General features: G+C 39.5%; 19 protein-coding genes. 11 read left to right on the top strand and 8 right to left on the bottom strand.

What is annotated here, in order from left to right:
* The first annotated feature begins 820 nt into the window (after nt 1-820).
* Together HY987_RS11120 and HY987_RS11115 are read left to right on the top strand one after the other, a co-directional pair.
* Nucleotides 821-1,636: an ATP-binding protein gene (locus HY987_RS11120; protein ID WP_292758564.1), complete on the top strand. Its 816-nt coding sequence runs from the start codon at nt 821-823 to the stop codon at nt 1,634-1,636.
* A 55-nt stretch (nt 1,637-1,691) separates the two neighbouring features.
* Complete coding sequence (locus HY987_RS11115; RefSeq protein WP_292758562.1) at nt 1,692-2,249, top strand: flavodoxin family protein; 558 nt, start codon at nt 1,692-1,694, stop codon at nt 2,247-2,249.
* Nucleotides 2,250-2,295: 46 nt separating this feature from the next.
* On the opposite strand, the gene HY987_RS11110 is transcribed toward HY987_RS11115, so the two are convergent.
* The 4 genes from HY987_RS11110 to HY987_RS11095 all read right to left on the bottom strand — a co-directional run bounded on the left by HY987_RS11110 (nt 2,296) and on the right by HY987_RS11095 (nt 5,259).
* A complete protein-coding gene (locus HY987_RS11110) occupies nt 2,296-2,571 on the bottom strand; it encodes a hypothetical protein (protein ID WP_292758559.1) in 276 nt (91 codons plus the stop codon).
* Nucleotides 2,572-2,719: 148 nt separating this feature from the next.
* Complete coding sequence (locus tag HY987_RS11105) at nt 2,720-3,370, bottom strand: isoprenylcysteine carboxylmethyltransferase family protein (RefSeq protein ID WP_292758556.1); 651 nt, start codon at nt 3,368-3,370, stop codon at nt 2,720-2,722.
* Nucleotides 3,371-3,453: 83 nt separating this feature from the next.
* Nucleotides 3,454-4,512, bottom strand: a complete 1,059-nt coding sequence (locus HY987_RS11100) for an AI-2E family transporter (RefSeq protein WP_292758553.1) — start codon at nt 4,510-4,512, stop codon at nt 3,454-3,456.
* 105 nt (nt 4,513-4,617) lie between these two features.
* Nucleotides 4,618-5,259 carry a hypothetical protein gene (locus HY987_RS11095; RefSeq protein ID WP_292758550.1) on the bottom strand — a complete coding sequence of 214 codons (642 nt, stop codon included), beginning with the start codon at nt 5,257-5,259 and terminating at the stop codon, nt 4,618-4,620.
* Nucleotides 5,260-5,636: 377 nt separating this feature from the next.
* Between HY987_RS11095 and HY987_RS11090 the strand changes: the two genes are divergently transcribed.
* A complete protein-coding gene (locus HY987_RS11090) occupies nt 5,637-6,197 on the top strand; it encodes a TetR/AcrR family transcriptional regulator (RefSeq protein WP_292758547.1) in 561 nt (186 codons plus the stop codon).
* A 59-nt stretch (nt 6,198-6,256) separates the two neighbouring features.
* Entirely contained in the window at nt 6,257-7,495 is a 1,239-nt protein-coding gene (locus HY987_RS11085) for an aldo/keto reductase (RefSeq protein WP_292758544.1), read from the top strand.
* 220 nt (nt 7,496-7,715) lie between these two features.
* Here the strand turns inward: HY987_RS11085 and HY987_RS11080 are convergent, their stop codons facing one another.
* Nucleotides 7,716-9,371, bottom strand: coding sequence for a hypothetical protein (locus HY987_RS11080; protein ID WP_292758541.1), 1,656 nt, complete (start codon nt 9,369-9,371; stop codon nt 7,716-7,718).
* A gap of 380 nt (nt 9,372-9,751) precedes the next feature.
* Nucleotides 9,752-11,134 (bottom strand): MATE family efflux transporter, encoded by a 1,383-nt coding sequence (locus tag HY987_RS11075; protein WP_292758539.1) that lies wholly within the window; start codon nt 11,132-11,134, stop codon nt 9,752-9,754.
* A 456-nt stretch (nt 11,135-11,590) separates the two neighbouring features.
* Here HY987_RS11075 and HY987_RS11070 point away from each other — a divergent pair, with 456 nt between their 5' ends.
* The 3 genes from HY987_RS11070 to HY987_RS11060 all read left to right on the top strand — a co-directional run bounded on the left by HY987_RS11070 (nt 11,591) and on the right by HY987_RS11060 (nt 13,876).
* Nucleotides 11,591-12,691 carry an NAD(P)/FAD-dependent oxidoreductase gene (locus HY987_RS11070; protein ID WP_292758536.1) on the top strand — a complete coding sequence of 367 codons (1,101 nt, stop codon included), beginning with the start codon at nt 11,591-11,593 and terminating at the stop codon, nt 12,689-12,691.
* Nucleotides 12,692-12,801: 110 nt separating this feature from the next.
* The gene (locus HY987_RS11065; RefSeq protein ID WP_292758533.1) at nt 12,802-13,167 is read left to right on the top strand and encodes a hypothetical protein; all 366 of its coding nucleotides are present in this window, start codon (nt 12,802-12,804) and stop codon (nt 13,165-13,167) included.
* Between the two features lie 559 nt (nt 13,168-13,726).
* Complete coding sequence (locus HY987_RS11060; RefSeq protein WP_292758531.1) at nt 13,727-13,876, top strand: hypothetical protein; 150 nt, start codon at nt 13,727-13,729, stop codon at nt 13,874-13,876.
* A 53-nt stretch (nt 13,877-13,929) separates the two neighbouring features.
* Here HY987_RS11060 and HY987_RS11055 read toward each other — a convergent pair whose 3' ends face one another.
* Both HY987_RS11055 and HY987_RS11050 read right to left on the bottom strand, forming a co-directional pair.
* The gene (locus HY987_RS11055) at nt 13,930-14,985 is read right to left on the bottom strand and encodes a winged helix DNA-binding domain-containing protein (protein WP_292758528.1); all 1,056 of its coding nucleotides are present in this window, start codon (nt 14,983-14,985) and stop codon (nt 13,930-13,932) included.
* A gap of 59 nt (nt 14,986-15,044) precedes the next feature.
* Nucleotides 15,045-15,890, bottom strand: a complete 846-nt coding sequence (locus tag HY987_RS11050; protein WP_292758525.1) for a carotenoid biosynthesis protein — start codon at nt 15,888-15,890, stop codon at nt 15,045-15,047.
* Between the two features lie 238 nt (nt 15,891-16,128).
* Here HY987_RS11050 and HY987_RS11045 point away from each other — a divergent pair, with 238 nt between their 5' ends.
* From HY987_RS11045 to HY987_RS11030, 4 genes are all read left to right on the top strand, one after another.
* Nucleotides 16,129-16,443: a hypothetical protein gene (locus tag HY987_RS11045; protein ID WP_292758523.1), complete on the top strand. Its 315-nt coding sequence runs from the start codon at nt 16,129-16,131 to the stop codon at nt 16,441-16,443.
* 260 nt (nt 16,444-16,703) lie between these two features.
* Nucleotides 16,704-17,153: a MarR family winged helix-turn-helix transcriptional regulator gene (locus HY987_RS11040; protein WP_292758520.1), complete on the top strand. Its 450-nt coding sequence runs from the start codon at nt 16,704-16,706 to the stop codon at nt 17,151-17,153.
* A 109-nt stretch (nt 17,154-17,262) separates the two neighbouring features.
* Nucleotides 17,263-18,252 (top strand): ATP-binding cassette domain-containing protein, encoded by a 990-nt coding sequence (locus tag HY987_RS11035; RefSeq protein WP_292758518.1) that lies wholly within the window; start codon nt 17,263-17,265, stop codon nt 18,250-18,252.
* Complete coding sequence (locus HY987_RS11030) at nt 18,249-19,004, top strand: ABC transporter permease (RefSeq protein ID WP_292758747.1); 756 nt, start codon at nt 18,249-18,251, stop codon at nt 19,002-19,004. The genes HY987_RS11035 and HY987_RS11030 overlap by 4 nt, the downstream gene beginning before the upstream one ends.
* Nucleotides 19,005-19,023: the final 19 nt, after the last annotated feature.

The raw sequence follows: 19,023 nt of genomic DNA, 5'->3' as shown, positions 1-19,023 counted from the left end.
CTTCTGATACTTCCTATTAGTTTGTTCAATGCATCTAGAAATATTGGTATCAAGAACTGTAAAAAACTACCATATGATATATATTAAATGTGTAAAATATGTTATAATAATCAATTAAAATAGTGTATCTCCATGAATATGGTGATAAAATTTCATCGAAACTTTACCACCTGCATAAATCAAAGATGCATTGATTTTTAGAGTTAGTTGGCTCGGCATTCGGCTCCGCCTCACTTCCTCGCCACCTGGCGAGACCAGGTGCAAAAGCACCCGCAAAAAAATTTCCAGGGAATAATAAAGTAACCGTTTTTTAAGCATTCTTAAGCATTATCAGGGCTTTCAGTGGCTGTACTTGTTAATTTAATGAGCCAGCGCCTGTCAAGATGCGGTTAATTGAACTAATTGAAAAAGTTTCCCGTAACAAAAGACTTCCCACAGGCGACTTACAATCTCAGAGCTGAGGGAAATCTTTGTTAGGGAATTGGCATATGAGAGAATAATAATAATGTTCAACCAGTATTAAATTTATCTATGTTTCAGCTACACCGATCCTTGAGTGGATATTCCAAAAATTATCACTCCAATATCTTTACCATTTCACATGATTTTTCAATAAATAATCGGTTTCAGGATCATACTTGGCCCAAACTTTGCCTAAATGAAATGTCTCATATACCCCAATTGACTGATCTTTCCTGTAAATGAAATGTTATTTCAACTTATAATCATATATAATAATTCAGTCACTAAAAAATTGGATGATCTCATAAAAGACATGTATTTTGTAATAAAAAAAAGTAATAAAAAATGAGGGTTTACTATGGAGAGGGATGTTATCCGGATCAATGAAGAAAAATGTAATGGTTGTGGTAGTTGTGTTACTGGGTGTCCAGAGGGTGCACTGCAAGTGATTGATGGTAAGGCCCGGCTCATAAGTGATCTCTTCTGCGATGGACTGGGGGCCTGTATTGGAGACTGCCCTGAAGGAGCCATAGAAGTTGAAAGAAGAGAAGCTAAACCATATGATGAATACAAAGTCATGGAAAATATTGTAAAAGCCGGCCCTAACGTTACCAAGGCCCATCTAAAACATCTTCATGAACATGGCCAGACAAAATACTTGAATGAGGCTTTAGATTTTTTGAAGGAGAAAAATATTGAAATTCCTGATTATGAAGAGGAAGCTCCCCTGGCCTGTGGCTGCCCAGGTTCTGCGATGCAGGTTCCAGAACCAAAACCAGGAAGTGGGGAATCTCCCCAGATTCTAAGTGCAGAACTAGGTAACTGGCCAGTGCAGCTGCAGCTTTTAAATCCCAATGCACCTTACCTTAAAAATGCGGATCTTCTCATTACAGCAGATTGCGTGCCCTTTGCCTATGCCAATTTCCATCAAAGGTTCCTAAAAGATAAAGTTCTGATAATCCTCTGCCCCAAGCTGGATAAGACCATTGACGAATACGTGGATAAGTTAAGTGAGATCTTCACCAGGCAGGATATAAAATCCATTACCATCGTTCACATGGAAGTTCCCTGCTGCTCGGGTATTGAAGTAATCGTCAAACGTGCCCTGGAAAAGGCTCAAAAGAATATAATCATTAAGGATTACACCATTTCCATAAATGGGGAAATAGTATAATATATTAAATATAGTCAATCCATAAGATACGTGTTAAAATAGGAGGTTGGGAAAAATGAAGGTAGTGGGATTTGTTGGAAGCCCCCGGGAAGGGAGCAACACTGGGATTATGGTTGAAGAAATATTAAATGGTGCCAGTGAAGCTGGAGCAGAAACTGAACTTTTAAATTTGAGTAAGATGGATATCGCCCCCTGTAAGGCATGCATGCACTGTAAGGAAAATAATGGGGAATGTGGTACTAGTGATGATATGCAGATTGCCTATGCTAAGATAAGGGAGGCCGATGCCTTTGTACTGGGTTCCCCTGTTTACATGTGGCAGATGAGTGCCCAGGCAAAACTCTTCACTGACCGGCTTTTCGCCAACTTCAAGACAGGATTTGAGGAAAAATACGGGCAAAAAGACATGGCACTGGTATTCTCACAGAACAACCCTGATGAAAACATGTTTAAGGAATACTTTTACTACACCCGCAACATGTTCGATTTTCTAGGTTATAATGTGGTGGACATGCTCACATCAACGGAAAACCGGATTCCCGGAGAAGTTAAAAACAAAAAAGAAGTTATGGACCGGGCAAGAAAGATTGGCAGGGAACTGGCCAAGGGCTAATAAACCTTGAAACAAAAGTTAAAGGTCCCCAATTTTTTTATGAATTTTATTTATTTTTACCTATTTCGATTAACTCAATGAATTTATCCATGTCTTTAACATTGAACACAAATTTATGCCTTGCATTGGCGCCACTGGGTCGCATGGACATCAAACAGCTCACTGCAGATTCCCGCTGGTAATCTTCAAATATAGTTTCAAACCAGTCCGCATCCTCTTTTCGAGTAAACGTTATTTCCATGACACTTGAATGTTTTTCTACACTGCAGTTTTTATCTTCCAGGGCTCTTTCGAGCCTTTTTATTTCATCATCTGATTCCATGGGTATCCCTGTTATTAATTTGCCCGTTAAAACCAATAAAATGTTACATTTTAACCAAAAAATTTTAACCAAATTTTTTAACCCAAAAATGTTTACGTTCTGGTGATGTTACCGCCCCCAACAAAAATCCATCTCCTCTAACCACTACTCATAATATTTTTGGAATTAACCGGGGTGTTTTTTGCATGTAATCCCAGTATTCATCACCAAATTTGATTATTAATTCTTTTTCTTCCTTTTTTATCCGAATTACCAACCCTAATATGAATAAAACGAAAAACAAGAACCCATACCAATTCAAGGAAATGATGGCAACTCCTGAAAACAGTATGAAAATGGATAGGTAGAATGGATGGCGGACTTTAGAGTAAATACCAGTGATTACCAGTTCCTGTTTGTCGGTTGTTTTGGAAAGTGGCACCCAATTTTTACCTAACTCTTTCCTAACCATTAAGTTGAAGCCCATTCCCATTAACATTAATATAAATCCAATTAATAAGAGAATTATACTGTAAATTCCAGTGTAGAGGGTGATTACTGCTGCCACCATGAGACCTGCCTGGGGAATAGCCAGGGCAAAGGAGGTGTAATCCCTTTCTTTTATTATACTGGGCCATCCTTTGATTTCGGCACCATATTTACGTGAAACAATCAAGGAGATGAAACTATAGGCCAGAAAGATTAATAGGAACAGGTAAAGTAATGTTTGATCAGCTTCCATCAGGAAATAACTGTAGAAGAGGGTCAGTGCAAAAAGTATGAAGATGAGTGTGTTTCTTTTTTCTGCTATTTTAATCACCAGACTTGAAATTAGGCCCTGATTTTAATCATTACGCCCTTTTGATTTCACTTTAATCTTGAGATCATATCTTGATTTTACCTTTAATCTTGTGTCTGTTTTGATTTTACTCGTTCCTGCCTGTAAACTTTATAGGCGGCATAGGTTATTCCCAGTATCAATGGTCCTATAAAGAGGCCTGGAATGCCCATGGTAACTGCACCGTAGATGAATCCCAGGAGGAAGACCAGCGGATGGACCTCCGAGTACTGGACTGAAATCCGGGGGCGGATGTAGAAGTCTGTGGTGGTTTCAATTATCCAGCCGAAGAAAATCACCAGCACACCCTGAACTGTGTTTCCAGTGAGGATGCTGAAAAGCCCAATAACCCCGTAAACAATCCATGGCCCTATTATAGGTATGAACATTGCAATTCCACTTACTATGGCTAACAGAATCACGTAAGGATAACCCAGGAAGTAGTAAACCACTCCTGAGAGGATTCCCAGTATGGCGGCAGGGATGATGTTACCCACTATGATGCTTTTTAGGACATCATCAGCACCCTCCAGGACTTCCCTGTAAAAACTTTTATCCTTATCTGGAACCACGTCTTTTATGTATTGAACTATTTTATCCCCGTCTCTGGCAAAATAAAAGATTGAAAAAATCAATATGAGGATTTGAGCAGCTAAAGCAGGGATAGAACTGACCATAGTGATTAATGAATTGGTTATGGCCGATAAGAGTTGCAGGATCCCTGATTTTATGGCATCGACAATGTTTTGGGTAATAGCCGGTGAAAGGCCCAGTTTTTCCACTGCACCATTGATGTGGCTAAGATCCATGGTGGAGTTTCCTGCAGTGGCCTGCTGAACAGATCCCAAGAGTAAACTGGAAATACCTAAAATCTGGGTGATGGTAAAGTACAGGAGTATAGCAATAGGGATGGTCAGGAGGATCATTCCTAAGAAAATAGCCAGGGTATCATATTTAACGTAAGGTTTGATTTTCTGGGAGATGAAACGTACGTAGTAGGCTAAAATAGCCCCAAAGATCACCATGGTTATGATGGGGGATAAAACTACCAGGGATAAAATGGTCAGAAGTAGTAAGAGTGGGAATATGGTTGATGAGGACATTTTTTTAATATGTGAAATCATTTAGTTGCACCTGTAAGTTGAGTTGTTCATTTTCTAAACTTTCCGATTAATAGTTTTAATGTCAAATCCCCACCTTTCACAGGGGGTTCCATTTTCTTAATCCTTTTAACCATATTTTTCCATGAATTTTTTGGCCATTTTCCGGGTTTTGGGGCTGATACTGCCCAATTCATATTTCACAAATTCATTTACCCCTTCCTTATCATTTATTTGCCTGTAGAAATTAATGAAAAGTTCTATAACATCTGATTTTAAGAGTGCTTTTTGTTTTAGAGGGAAATCACACCGATTATCCACATCCAGAAGGATATCAATTATATCTCCGGTTAGTTCACCTTTACTTTCCAGAATTTTTGCCGTGTTTTGAATGCACTTCCGGGCGGTCATGAACTTTTCATCATTTATATGGCTGAAATAACGATTGAATAAATTTAAGAACTTGTTTTCTTTATCTGCGGGGGTTAAATTGGCCAGAATGATAAGGGCAAAATCGCGGTGATAAGAGTTGGGGTGATCTAAAAGCACTGCAAAATCCTCCCAGTACTGATAAAACAGTTCTGGTCTCATCTGACTAGCCTGTGAAATCACATTGTAAGAATGGTGGTAAACCATTATTTTACGGTGCGTCAACATCAATTGAACTAGCTCATCCCTAATTTTAGAGTCATTAATGGCCCTTTCAACAAATTCATTTTTATTGAAGTTTTTATCTGATATTTCCAGGATTAAATCATCTCTAAAAAGCAAGAAAATCACCTTGTGTAATTAGAAATTCTCCCAGGACCATCCTTGAGAATTGAAAGTTATGAGATTAATGGTGGGCATTTTCATCTCCACAGTCTTTTATATTTAACTAATGCCGTTTAAATTTAATTTAATCCTATGATTTAACTTCCAAACCAGAAATTGGATTTTATATTTAAATCAAGACCAAAGCTGCTTTGGTTATTTATGAGTTAACCAACAATATTATTTCATCCAAATATAGATGTATTTTATTAAATTGGTATAGTTTGCTAATTCTGGATAATAGGTGAATTTGAGGAATACACATTGAGGGATAAGAAAAGTATAAATACTAAACTGACTAATCAGTCTAATAATTAGTTTAGGATGTTAAGAAATTGAACGAAAAAGAACAGAAAATACTGGACACCTCCCTTAAACTGTTTGTGGAAAGGGGTTTTCACGGGACTTCCACTGCAGAAATTGCCAGAACTGCAGGAGTAGCCACTGGGACACTTTTCCACTACTTCAAAAGCAAGGAAGAACTCATAGATCGTCTTTATATCTACACCAAGGAAAGTATACTGGAGGCAGTACACAGAGATTATGATAACAGTAAACCGTTTAAGGAAAATGTTAAATCATTATGGTTGAAATTTGTGTGTTTGGGGATTAAAGACCATTATAAATTCAATTTTATAATGACTTTCCACTGTTCTCCCTATATTACAGCTTTTACCAAGGGAAGAATTGAGGAAAAATTTGTGGAACTCCTTGAAGTTTATAAAAAAGGATTTGAAGATGGCAAAATCAAGGAAATGTACGACGAACTTCTGATGGATTATTTCTGGGGTAATGTACTCAATACCATAATGCACTTTGAGAAAAACCCGGGAAAAATGAACCAGGAGAATGTAGATCTTTCCTTTGAACTATTCTGGGATGGAATATCACGGTGAGTAAATATTTTTATATGAAACTATTCGACTGACAGGTCAATCTATACGAGGTATATAAAATGCAGTACAGGAAAAATGAGAAAAATGGTGATGAAATTTCGGCACTGGGCTTCGGAGCCATGCGCCTGCCCACCAAAAACGGGACGATTGACAAAGAAAATGCCAAAAAACAGATATATTATGCAATAGACCATGGTGTGAACTTCATTGACACCGCATTCCCATACCATGGTGGAGCCAGTGAATCATTTTTAGGGGAAATACTCAAGGACGGGTACCGGGAAAGGGTTATGCTCTGCACCAAGATGCCATCCTGGTCTATAAAAAAATATGAAGACATGGAAAAGTACCTGGAAACCCAGCTGGACAAACTTCAAACTGACCATATTGACTATTACTTAATCCACAGCCTGGGGAAAGGTAGTTTCGAAAGACTTAAAGAGCTGGGTGTCCTGGAATTTTTAGAAAAGATGAAAAAAGAGGGTAAGATCCATAATATAGGATTCTCCTTCCACGATAACAGCGATGCTTTTAAAGGTATTGCGGATGCCTACCCATGGGATGCCTGTTTAATCCAGTACAACTATCTGGATGAGAAAACCCAGGCCGGGACCGAAGGAGTAGAATACGCACATTCCCAGGGGATTGCCGTGTTTATTATGGAACCATTAAAAGGAGGTATCCTGGCGAACGTGCCAGAAGAAGCCCAGAAGATATGGGATAGTGCACCTGTTCAGCGGAGCCCGGCAGATTGGGCTTTAAGATGGGTACTTGATCATCCGGAAGTGACCTGTGTGATTTCCGGGATGGGTGAATTAAGCCAGGTTAAAGAGAATATCCAGGTGGCAGAAGAAACCCTGCCAGGCAGTCTCACTGAAGATGAATTAAAACTTTACAACGAAGTTAAACAGGTTTACCGGGATCTTATGAAAATTGACTGCACTTCCTGTGGTTACTGCATGCCTTGCCCGGTGGGAGTTGATATTCCGTCATGTTTTGAGATCTACAACCACAAGTACATGTTCAAAACTAAGGGAACATCATTCACATATTTAACACGCCTGGGTGGTGTTTTCAGCGGCAATGAATCCCATGCAGGACTCTGTAACGGCTGCGGAAAGTGTGTGAGGGCCTGCCCCCAGAAACTTGAAATTCCCACACTTTTAGAGGATGTTTCCAAGGAATTGGGAGGAGTAGGATTCCAGTACCGGGTGAAGATTGGTAAAGCAGTCTTAGTGCCTCTTTTTGATGCTTTCCTGTCCATTAGTGACCGTTTCTCACGGAGATCACGTGCCTGAAAACAAGAAAGAACAAGTCCAATTCACCGGAGATCCAGTGAAATCCCCAAATAGTCTAATTAGATAAATAAGATTTATTCGAGTTAAAAACATTAAAAGGCATTGAATTTCACTAGAATTGAAGATCATCACCGGGGGCCTCCTTTCCAAGAAATGATTTATTTTAACTATTTTATGTAAAGAAATAAAAAAATGGAGAAAAGAGAGTTTTTAACTCCCTTTATTGTTTTCTTTTGGGTAGTATTAACCCGGCAGTTACTAATAGGATGGCTAGCCCTATTCCTGCGAGTGGTATTCCCGTGCTTTGCATTCCGATGGTTTTTTCAGTTGAACTGGCTGCAGTGGTTGGAGTAATGGTTACGGTAGCAGTTAAAGTTTGGTAGTCAAGGATGGCTGAGGTCAAAGCTTCACCTGCTGCTTCGTTTCCACGCAGTATTGCAGTTGCTATTCCATTGATGGTTCCCGTAACTATTGATTTACTACCCACATTACCCAGATTAGTAGTGAAGGTCACCGGTGTTTCATCAGGCAAGTGTCCGTCTGCAGGATCGTGAAATATCCCATTAGAATCATATCTGAAATCCGCAGTAAGGATAGATAGTCCACCCTGGGAGATTACCGTTGGATTGGCACTGTAAGTCATGACCAACCATGAAATGTAATCCACATCTCCGGTGATTAGAGCGGGGAAATTTGGGTTGTTAGAACCCCACCAGTTATACTCCGCATTCACAGTACCACTATCACTCTGTATGGCATTAGGTGTGTTGGCAACGATTCGGTTAAAATTCGCAGCCACCACCCCATAAACATCTTGCAGATGATCATTGAAGATTCCTCCACCATTAGTGGCGTTGTTTTGCTTGATGGTGCTACTGGTAATGGTTAAGGTATCCCAGTTGCATATTCCACCACCACTACCTGCGTTGTTCAGCTGGAAGGTAGTATCGGTGATGGTTGCCGTGCCTTGAAGGTTATGTAGTCCTCCTCCAGAAAATTCTGCGCTATTCTCCTGGATGGTACTACCAGTAATGGTTAAAGTATTCCAGTTGGCTATTCCCCCACCATAAGGGGCTGTGTTCTGCCCAATAACGCTACCAGTAATGGTTAGAGTATCAAAGTTGTCAATTCCCCCACCATTATCACCTTGATTTTGTTGGATGGTACTGTCAGTAATGGTTAACTCTCCATCATTGAGTATTCCCCCACCACCACTAGCCTTGTTTTGTTGGATGGTACTACTGGTAATGATCATGGCATCCAAGTTATATATTCCCCCACCCATAGAAGGAGCGGTGTTCTGCTGAATGACACTACCTGTAATGGTCAAATTACCTCGGTTGGATATTCCACCACCATTGCCATCTGCTGTGTTGTTGGTGAGTGTACAGTTAGTGATGGTCAAAACACCCTCATTGTAGATAGCTCCACCCTCACCAGTGGCGTTGTTGTTGGTGAGTTTACAGTTGTTTACCTGGGTAGGTTGGGTTAGTGTTCCACCTTTGTTGGAAATACCCGCCCCATCTCCGTTCCATGTTCCGTCAAAGTAACCATTGGTAATGGTTAAACCCTGTAGTTTTACATTGTTAGCTCCTGATAGTACTTCAATTACTCTGCCATTCTGTTGAGCATCGATGATTACATCATCCGGGTTGTCTGTGACACTTTTCAGTGTTAATTCTTTATTTACGTGGATAGTGCTTTCGTTGTAGGTTCCGGTGTTGAGAATGATTGTATCTTGAGGATTAGCAGTGTCAATTGCAGTCTGGATACTATCGGTGGGACCAATAATTATCTCCGCTGCAGATACAGCTTGTATAGATATCAAAAAGCCAAAAATAAACAAAATAATAGGGATTATATGCTGTCTGTCCATGTTTTCACCTCCTTTTACAATTAATAGAATAATTCTCTTTTTCTATCCGTTAATGATGAAAAATAGTTTAAAACCTTTAAAGATATTAAAAAAGGTTTTGGTGAAATTGTATTGAAGGTCTTGGTATGTTAACGGACAAAAACATATTCTAAACATTAATATTACGACATAACATAAATCATTATGGATACTAATTTAATTGTTTATAACATCCTCCACGCGTTTATTACAAATAGAGCTTTTATGGCCTTTTTAAGATTAAAATGGCTTAGCCTACCACGCTAAAACAGATGAAAAGGATTATTTGGAATATTTTATATTAGTATATTAGTTAGTCTTTTTATAATTCAAAATGAGATGCTTAAAATAAAAAAAAGAATTTAATAATTCTTTCTAAGGCGTCTTATGTATATGGTAGCCCAGATATAGGCTACTGCACATCCCAGTCCTCCTCCTACTACTATTCCCCACCAGACACCAGGGGATCCGAAACCCAGTGTGAAGGCAAATAAGTAAGCGAAAAAGGCGACAAACAACACTTCTCTGATTACCGTCAGGATGAGGGAGGTTACTCCCTTACCCATGGCCTGGAAGATGGAGCTGGCAGTGATTCCCAGCGGAACAGTGAGGTAAAACAGGAACATCACCTGTAAGAAGGCTGCTATGGATGGTGCCATGAATGCGCTTTCCGGGGAGTAGGTGAATATGCTGGCTATGTTCCCGGCAAATACATAGGATAGTATGCCTGTCACTACTGCGATTCCCACTCCTAACTTGGCTGAGTAGCTCAATGCTATGGAAAGGTTTTCATATTTCCGAGCTCCGTATGCTGCCCCGGCCACGGTAATGGCTGCGGTTCCAATTCCAATTGGTGGTATCATAGCCATCATCACCACCCTCCAGCCGGCGGTGTAGACTGCCACTGCCTCTGCTCCCCCAGTTATCACCAGGATAATGTTTAAAACTATTCCAAGGACAGACATGACCAGTGTCTCAACACTGGCAGGTAAAGCCACCAGTAAAATGTTTTTCACCACATTCCAGCTTGCTTTGAAGTCTTTTTTCGCGAAAGAAACATAAGTGTCTCTTTTTATAAGTAGCCAGTAGATCATGAATATGCAGGCAATGGTACTGGAAAGTACGGTGGCCCAGGCAGCTCCACTAACTCCCCATCCGAAGTAATATATGAATATGGGGTCCAGGATTATGTTCAGGATGGATGTTGCTGCCATGGCGTACATGGGACGATTCACATCCCCCTCTGCTCGGAGTATACCCGAGGCTACACTGGAGAAGATCAGGAAGATCAGTCCTCCAAACACTATCTGACCGTACTCTATGGCCAGGCTCAGTGTAACACCAGCACCCATCACCAGGAGGATGTTGGGTAAGAATAGTAATAGTATAACTGTTGCCACGGCCGATACTGCTATTGTGATGAGTATAGAATGCATTGCTGCATTATCTGCACCTTTTTTGTTGTTAGCGCCTATGCATCTGGCGATTAATGATGTAGCCCCCGCCCCCAGACCATTACCCAACCCAATAACTATCATGAAGAGGGGGTTAATGAAACCTAACGCAGCAAGGGCATTTGGCCCTAGACCAGCAACCCATATACTGTCTGCCAGGTTGTAGGCCATGATCAGAAGCATAGAAATGATCATTGGCACTGCCAGTACCCTGATGGCTTTTTTAGGTTCTCCAGTGACCATGGAGATACGCTGATCCACGTCTTTGGAACTTTCCGTATTAGTATTCATCTTTTTCTCCGTTTTAATACTCTAAAAACATTCGACTAAGAGGTTTTAAGATTTTAAAAACCTATTAACTCATTTAAATTAATTTAACTCCAATTAAAGATGCAATTTAGATAACAGGAGTTACTATTCAAGTTATTTAGCTGGAATAGGTAAAATTAGATTCAACAATATTAAATTGTAGATACAGATATATATCTTTGTGGTCCTGTGGATAAAATCGTGTTAGTTGGGATTTCCCTTGAAATTATTCTAGTAATTCCATAATTTATATTTAAATCAGATCAATTTTAATAAGTTGAATCAGTAATCAATTTTAAAAATCTTACTTAAAATATTACTTAAGATGATTTATATTTCAAAATAATTTAAACACTTGAATTTCAAAAACATCATCACATATAATATCACCAAACCGACTTAGAATAACCCATTACATCCTTTAAGGAGAAATTAAATTTGTACGACGTTATCGTTATTGGAGCAGGACCTGCTGGTTGTATTGCTGCTAAAAAATTGGGAGAATCAGGTTATAAAGTTTTATTAACCGAAAAAATGAGTTTACCCCGGGAGAAGTCATGCTCGGGCATTCTAATACCAAAGTCAATCCAGATGGTTGAAAAGGAATTTGGGAAAATACCAGAGAGTGTTTTCTCCCATCCCCCCATTAATCAGGGAATTGTAATTAACAGTGCCCATGGGAAGGAGTACCGGTTTGAAAGTGAAGGTTACAATATCTGGAGGAACTTATTCGACCAGTGGATGAGCCTTAAAGCAGAATATGCTGGTTGCACCCTTCAAACTCTCACTTCAGCTACAGTTTGTGAAGAGGAAAAAGATCATATCAGGGTGACCTTCGCCAGGATGCCTGCAGTTAAGGGTGGCAATGATTTAAAAAATGGAAAACCTGAAATCTTTCATGAGAAGGCCAGGATAGTAATATCCTGTGATGGGGCATCCAGCAGGATAAGAAGGGATATTCTAAAATCACCCTCGGATCACATAATCACTTATCAAACCTTCTGTAAAGGTAGTATTGATCTTGATTATGGTTTTTTCCATGCCTTTTTAGATCCGCAATTTTCACAGTACGATGCCTGGTTCAATGTGAAGGATGAGTACCTGATTATGGGCGTGGGGGTTAAAGATGCCTCCCTCATGAAACATTACCATTCTAAATTCGTTTCATATCTTAAATCACAACATAATGCACAGATAGATTCATTTGAAAAGGAGGAGGTGGGTTTAATGCCCCACATCACACCTGAGTTTAGGGTGGATCTGGGAAAGGGTCGGGTTCTTTTTGCAGGGGATGCTGCCTATCTTTTAAACCCCATGGGTGAGGGAATATCCAGTGCCCTGGCCAGTGGTTCCGCTGCAGCTGAGGCCATTAAAACTGAATTTGCATCTGGAAGTGATGTAAATCCAAGTAATGTGTTGAATACTTATGAAAGTAATTTAAAAGGAGAGATAGAGTACATGATAAGGCAGTGGAAGTTTCTGAGTACGATTTCCCCTGAGTTTAGGTCCTTCCAAAACAATGCCCACCGTTTTCCCTAGTAATATCAGGAATGGTAAGGTACTTATGGGACTTTTGGTGATGATTTTCAATAAAAAAGTTTTAAATAATAACCGTTTGTGAAGATAATGGTATCAAAGGAGGTGAAAGTTTGAACAAAAGGTTAATAGCTATAATATTGATTGTGATCGTAATTTTAGTAGCAGCAGGAGCATGGTTCTTTTTGAAACCATCACCGTCGGTGAATATCACCCTCACTAACAACACCAGTAGCAGTGTTAATACCGCTAATCAGCACATAAACCAGACTAATAACACCACTACTAATATAACTGCAGCAAAGGCAAAAGAACTGGCAGGTAAGTATGTTGGGATGGGAGTGACACTTGAAACACCCACACTGACCACTTATAAGAATATTCAGGTGTGGAAAGTGCCAGTGGCAACCTATTCACCCAACAAGACCTATCTGGATCCAATCTATATCAACGCCAAAACAGGAGTACGGGTGACTTAAAATCACCCTTTTATTTTTATTTATTTTTAATTAACCCAGTTGAATGGAAATATAAATTTAGAAATCGACTGATAAATAGCTTTATTTATTATTTACATCTTTTATAAACCTTAATCACAATTTTATGAGTGTGTGGGTAATTATAAATAAAATTATTTTTTCACCTTTAACTGGAGTTTAGGGTGATTTCCGGTGAAATTCTGGTGTGATCTGGGTGTCAATTTGGAAAAATCATTTATCCAATGGGAGAGTTAGTTATAGCCAGCCAAGTAAAGGAGGTGAATTAAAAGAAAGCAGCATTTGCTTCTCATGCCATGTTGACCCCTATCTGTCGCGCCCAATTTTAAACCACCCAAAATGTAGATCAACCTCAAGATCAGGCCGGCAAACCCGACGTCAACATGGTAAGAGACTATTTTAAAATCATCTCCTTTTGGGCTGTATTATTATAAATTAATTTATTTTTTTATTTATCAACTGAACATGGAGATGTATTAATTTACAACTCTTTGCCCTTTTCACCATATTATCACCTTTTAGGAGACAATTATGAGAGAGTTTGTTACAGCCCGTGCCCTGCATGGTAGAATGCAAAAAATCCTGGAAGACTAAACTCAAATCCGGCTTGTATCTCTTAAAACCATGGCTAGAAGGGCATCCTCCATTAAATCGGGAAAATGAATCCCAGACCATGACCACCACCATATAAATCTAAAATATGATTATGGTTTACTTTTTAATTCCCCTGACAAATATTTAACCCTATTTTACAACAGGCAAGTCTAGGAATTCACTGTAAAAAAGTTCTGCTTCACTTAAAGCATGCTTTTCATTCCTGTTGAGTGTTATGAAGGGATGGTACTCCATCAACACTTGACTCTTTTTGAATGTGCGCTTCCAGGTGCCAATAATCTGACCATTGATGGCAATGGTGGGCCTGTAACGATTTTTCAAACCCATTATAGTTTTTTTAAGATTCAGGGAAGCACTTCGATCCCGGTAGGCAAATAAGTACTCATCATAGGTGGGCAAAAGATGGGCTACAGGCATATCAGGTATATTAGGTTTTGATCCAGAATACCAGTATATCTCGCCACCAACTCTTTCCTGGATGAATTCGGACTTAACTGCTTCTGAACCGGTCCGGGCATCAGTTGCCAGTAGTCCGGACCACCAGATGAAATCTCCAATTGTAGCCGGGCCACGGCTTTTAAAGTAACGCCTAGCCAGCTCTGCCAGTGCTGCTTCACGTTTCAGGCTACTTTTTGGGATGGAATCCATTGACATGTAGATGGGATTATTATGTTCCACTCCACACTGGCAGATAATCCCATCAAGAGAAGCCCTCTGTAACATGTAAGCAGCTCGCTGCCCTTCTGTGGAGATCCGCCTCTTCTGGAGAACAGCCAGTAATTCCTTCCGATTAAGTTCCCTACCACCTTCAAGAGCCTTTTTTAACACATTATTACTGTGTTTTAGAGTTTTTTCATCTAATTCAAGCTCCCAGTACCTGCGTGCATTACTTGTAATGATACGGGGTGCTAGGAGCTTCAGCATCCAGTGAATATCCTTTGCAGCGACTAAATGCAGGGTACCTCGCATGAGCCAGGTTCTGAAGATGCTTTTTTCGGTGATTGCCTTCTCCACATCGGCATCACGAGTCCCTGGCAGGCGGAGGCCCACCGCCCATTTAGCACCAGGGTAATCCTGGCCCTGAATAGCCCCCATCTGAGAGATTAGTTCATCTGGCTTCTTGAACTTGGTATGGATGAGCTGTTGATTTAGAAGTCTTGCCATTGCAATTTCAGATGGATTCATGATAACTATTATCCTCCCTTAAATCATGAGTCTAGATGTAGATTTCTATGTCAGTTATTTTACTTTAGTTCTGGATTATTCAAAATGTTAATCAGGGCCAGTATGGTCACAAATATCATGGTGAAAACCGTGATAAGAGCCATGGAAACTGTAATGTCATTGTACTGGTAAAAAATGGATAGTATGGTGCCCAGACCAGTTATACCATAAACAACAGTTGCTTCAATCCAGTAAGGTTTATTAGAAAGTTTAGAAACTATTTTCACATTAACAGAGTCGTATTTGTAAAGATACAAGGCGAATATCTGGAAGAACAGGTAAACCACCAGGAACCAACCAAAGAAGTTGGAAATGGGAACCCCAAAGTAAGCCCCAGGATAAGTCCACACCCAGAAGCCCTGTAAGGTGGATGATATGGGGTCAACACTTAAATCCCACATTACCATGATGAATGCAGCTATGAATGGTACTATGAAGATCTGTTTTCCCTCAAGTTTTTTGCTGTATTGGCCGGTTAATATGTGTGATAGCACCCATGATAGGTATCCTATTGCAAAATAGGCGAATATAATTATTAATGGGACAGTTAACAGTCCTAAAGAAGGAGAGTAATGATAAAACCCAAATGGGAAGCCTGTGGCTATGCTCAGGTTTTCAAAAGAGAAGCTAACTGCCCAGGTGATGAGGAAAAAGATTAGAATATTCTTTTTTCCATAGCGCTCGGTTCCATGGACCACTGCAAGGATAAATAGAAGAGCAGTTACTAAAAAGGTATCCAGTGCAAGTAGATTGGTATTGCTGTAAGAAAAAACTACGAGAATGTTTGCTATTAAGAAAACCAGTATTAACGACCATCTTAACTTGCTAAATCCTTTTCCATCTTTTTTAACCGTTTCATTTCCCATTCAACCCCTCCTATGAGTCTATTTATATTCAACATATTTAATACATGTATCTTTCCTTAAGCAGGATTTTATCACCATTAAATCAGAATGACCCACGAATATTAGTTTTATTTTATAACAATAAAATTATGAACTGTCATGTTACGAAATGTTTATATACATAATAGTTCTATAATATAACTATAGGTGGGAGAATAAATTAACATAATTTCCACCCAAAAAAACAACTGGTGATACAATGCATGGTGAAATGAAAGGCGGGCATATGCACGGCGAAATGAAAGGCAGGTATATGCACGATGAAATGAGAAAAAATTGGATAAAAAAGTCAGTGCTTATGAAAGAAATAATGGAACATCTTTCTCCTGAAGACAAAAAGAAACTGGCAGCTATGAAACTGGATATGAAAATATCCTTGGTAGAAAAGAAAAACGAAATACTTAAGGACAGGAAGGAGCTTGTAGCTAAGAAATTAGATATGAAGACCTATGCATCCGAAAAGGAACTCGAAATACTCAAAGCACTGCGCGACATGCTAAAATCCAAAGATTAATTTTTAGTAAGCTAGTAACCTAGATTTTATTAGCTTATAAATATCTTTTTTTAATTTTCAAACTTATTTTGATAGGTAACAACGCAAAGATACCAAAAATATTGATTTTATCCTAATTATCCCTTTCCAAAAGAAGTAATTTGAATAATCTTTTAAAAAAAATTGAATATTCTTTAAAAAATAATTATTTTCCTAAAACAGTTATGTTCCGAAATGTTTTTTTATATAATTGTTATATAGAATAACTAACTGGTGACAAAATGGAAGATGAAAGACTAGACAAAATAGTGGACGATCTGTACCTTTTTTTCCCACTTTTTAGGAAAAAAATCTTCAAACATAAAAGAAGGTTGCATCAAGGGAAAATACCACACTCATATTATCACGTGCTGAAAATACTCGATAAACATGGGGACCTACCCATGTCTGAAATTGGGAGAAAAGTTCACATATCCAAATCAAACATGACCTCTTTAATCGATAAACTTGTTGAAAATGGATTAACAGAACGGTTACCTGATCAAAACGATCGAAGAGTGATTAATATCTCCATCACCAATAAAGGAAAGGATATTTTAAGGGACTGGCGAAAGTATTCCAATAATGAGATTAAAAAGAGCCTATCGGTTCTATCCGAGGAAGATCTGGAGAAATTCTACGAGTCAGTTGAGAATATTAAAGATATTCTCTATAAATTAGGAAATGATTAACAATCCAATAATCTTTAAAAATTTTTATAAATCTAATAAATCTAATTTATCAAAAAATAAAAAAGTTTAAAACTGCAAATTTTAAATTATTTCCTTCCAGGAGATGCGAATGAAGGCCATAGAAACCCTAGACCTCACAAAAAGATTCGGCAGCCTAACAGCCGTGGATAAGGTGAGTTTACAGGTGGATCAGGGGGAAATATTTGGGTTATTAGGCCCTAACGGTGCCGGTAAAAGCACATTCATCTCCATGTTATGCACTATTTTGAAACCCTCACAGGGCACAGCCAAGGTTGAAGGTTATGATATTAATAGTGAGGCCTCGAATGTACGGCGTTCCATAGGCATAGTCTTCCAGGATCCCAGTATAGATGATAAACTCACCGGCATGGAGAACATGGAATTGCACGCAGATTTATATGACGTGCCCCGAGACTTGATGCACTCCCGGATAGAAGAAGTATTGCAACTGGTGGAATTAGAGGATCGTGCCTCCAATTTCGTTAACACCTATTCTGGTGGTATGAGACGCAGATTAGAGATAGCAAGAAGTTTGATCCACTATCCTAAAGTATTATTCCTGGATGAACCCACCATCGGCCTGGATCCCCAAAGCCGTGACCACATCTGGAATTATATAAAGGATTTAAAGAAACGAGAGAACATAACCATTATCCTCACCACCCATTACATGGAGGAAGCAGATAAACTCTGCGACCGCATCGCCATTATTGACCGAAGCAGGATCATCGCCCTGGACACTCCCCAAAACCTTAAAAGTGAACTGGAAGGGGAGACCATCATCATCGAGTCCAGTGATAACGATCTCTTATCCCGTAAACTAACTGAAGTCAAACTTGCTGATACCATTCTTAAAACTAATAATGAACTTAACTTGTGTGTTGAAAATGCCCACACCGCCCTGGCCCGTATAGTTGAGCTGGCAGTGTCATTGGGTATACACATTGATAACATAACCATCAGAGAACCAGATTTAAACGATGTTTTCATGCATTTCACTGGTCGTGAAATCCGTGATGGTGGTGGCACCAAAGCACTCAGCGGCATGGGCGCTGCAATGAGGAGGCGGATAAAATAAGCGAACTGAGAGGGATTTCTGCTTTATGGCGGCGTGAACTTATACGTTTCATCCGGGATCGCTCCCGATTGATCAGCTCAGTGATAACACCGATTTTATGGCTTGTAATCTTTGGTGGAGGTTTAGGACTTTCCATCTCAGCAGCCACTGGTCTTAACTACACTCAATTCCTCCTACCCGGGATTATTGCACAAACACTTCTTTTTACAGCAATATTTCTGGGCATATCCGTGATATGGGATAGGCAGTTTGGTTTTATGAAGGAGATACTGGTAGCACCCATTAGCCGGGTATCCATCTTTGCCGGTAAAATGTTTGGAGTCGGCACCGCAGCCATTATACAGGGAATTATCGTTATCATACTCGGATATCTTATTGGAGTGCCCCTGAGTCTGTATGCAGTTAGCATGGCAGTACCCCTGATGATAATAATTACAATAGGTTTAACCTGCATTGGTCTGGTCATCGCCAGTCTCATGACCAGTCTGGAAAGCTTTGGGACAATTGTAACCTTTGTTAACATGCCCATGTTCTTCTTAAGCGGAGCACTATTCCCAGTTACCAACTTACCAGCCTGGATAAGGTGGACTTTCTATATCAACCCCCTCACCTATGGGGTGGATGCTTTGCGGGGAGTCATGATAAGTGGCTGGCAAACTCTACTGCCACTCGAGTATGATATATTGATTATATGCGCCTTTGACGTGGTTATGGTGGTTATTGGAACTTATCTTTTCAGTAAAAGACAGTAACCAGAACTAAAAAAAACTT

This window comes from Methanobacterium sp. (assembly GCF_016217785.1).
GTDB lineage: Archaea > Methanobacteriota > Methanobacteria > Methanobacteriales > Methanobacteriaceae > Methanobacterium.
The sequence above is the reverse complement of the archived record's forward strand: the minus strand, read 5'-3'. Positions and strand labels throughout refer to the sequence as shown.

Coding starts and splice junctions, on each gene's coding strand:
- HY987_RS11120 (WP_292758564.1), top strand. CDS start 821: ATGGAGAGGGATGTTATCCGGATCAATGAAGAAAAATGTAATGGTTGT.
- HY987_RS11115 (WP_292758562.1), top strand. CDS start 1,692: ATGAAGGTAGTGGGATTTGTTGGAAGCCCCCGGGAAGGGAGCAACACT.
- HY987_RS11110 (WP_292758559.1), bottom strand. CDS start 2,571: ATGGAATCAGATGATGAAATAAAAAGGCTCGAAAGAGCCCTGGAAGAT.
- HY987_RS11100 (WP_292758553.1), bottom strand. CDS start 4,512: ATGATTTCACATATTAAAAAAATGTCCTCATCAACCATATTCCCACTC.
- HY987_RS11085 (WP_292758544.1), top strand. CDS start 6,257: ATGCAGTACAGGAAAAATGAGAAAAATGGTGATGAAATTTCGGCACTG.
- HY987_RS11080 (WP_292758541.1), bottom strand. CDS start 9,371: ATGGACAGACAGCATATAATCCCTATTATTTTGTTTATTTTTGGCTTT.
- HY987_RS11075 (WP_292758539.1), bottom strand. CDS start 11,134: ATGAATACTAATACGGAAAGTTCCAAAGACGTGGATCAGCGTATCTCC.
- HY987_RS11055 (WP_292758528.1), bottom strand. CDS start 14,985: ATGAATCCATCTGAAATTGCAATGGCAAGACTTCTAAATCAACAGCTC.
- HY987_RS11050 (WP_292758525.1), bottom strand. CDS start 15,890: ATGGGAAATGAAACGGTTAAAAAAGATGGAAAAGGATTTAGCAAGTTA.
- HY987_RS11045 (WP_292758523.1), top strand. CDS start 16,129: ATGCATGGTGAAATGAAAGGCGGGCATATGCACGGCGAAATGAAAGGC.
- HY987_RS11040 (WP_292758520.1), top strand. CDS start 16,704: ATGGAAGATGAAAGACTAGACAAAATAGTGGACGATCTGTACCTTTTT.
- HY987_RS11035 (WP_292758518.1), top strand. CDS start 17,263: ATGAAGGCCATAGAAACCCTAGACCTCACAAAAAGATTCGGCAGCCTA.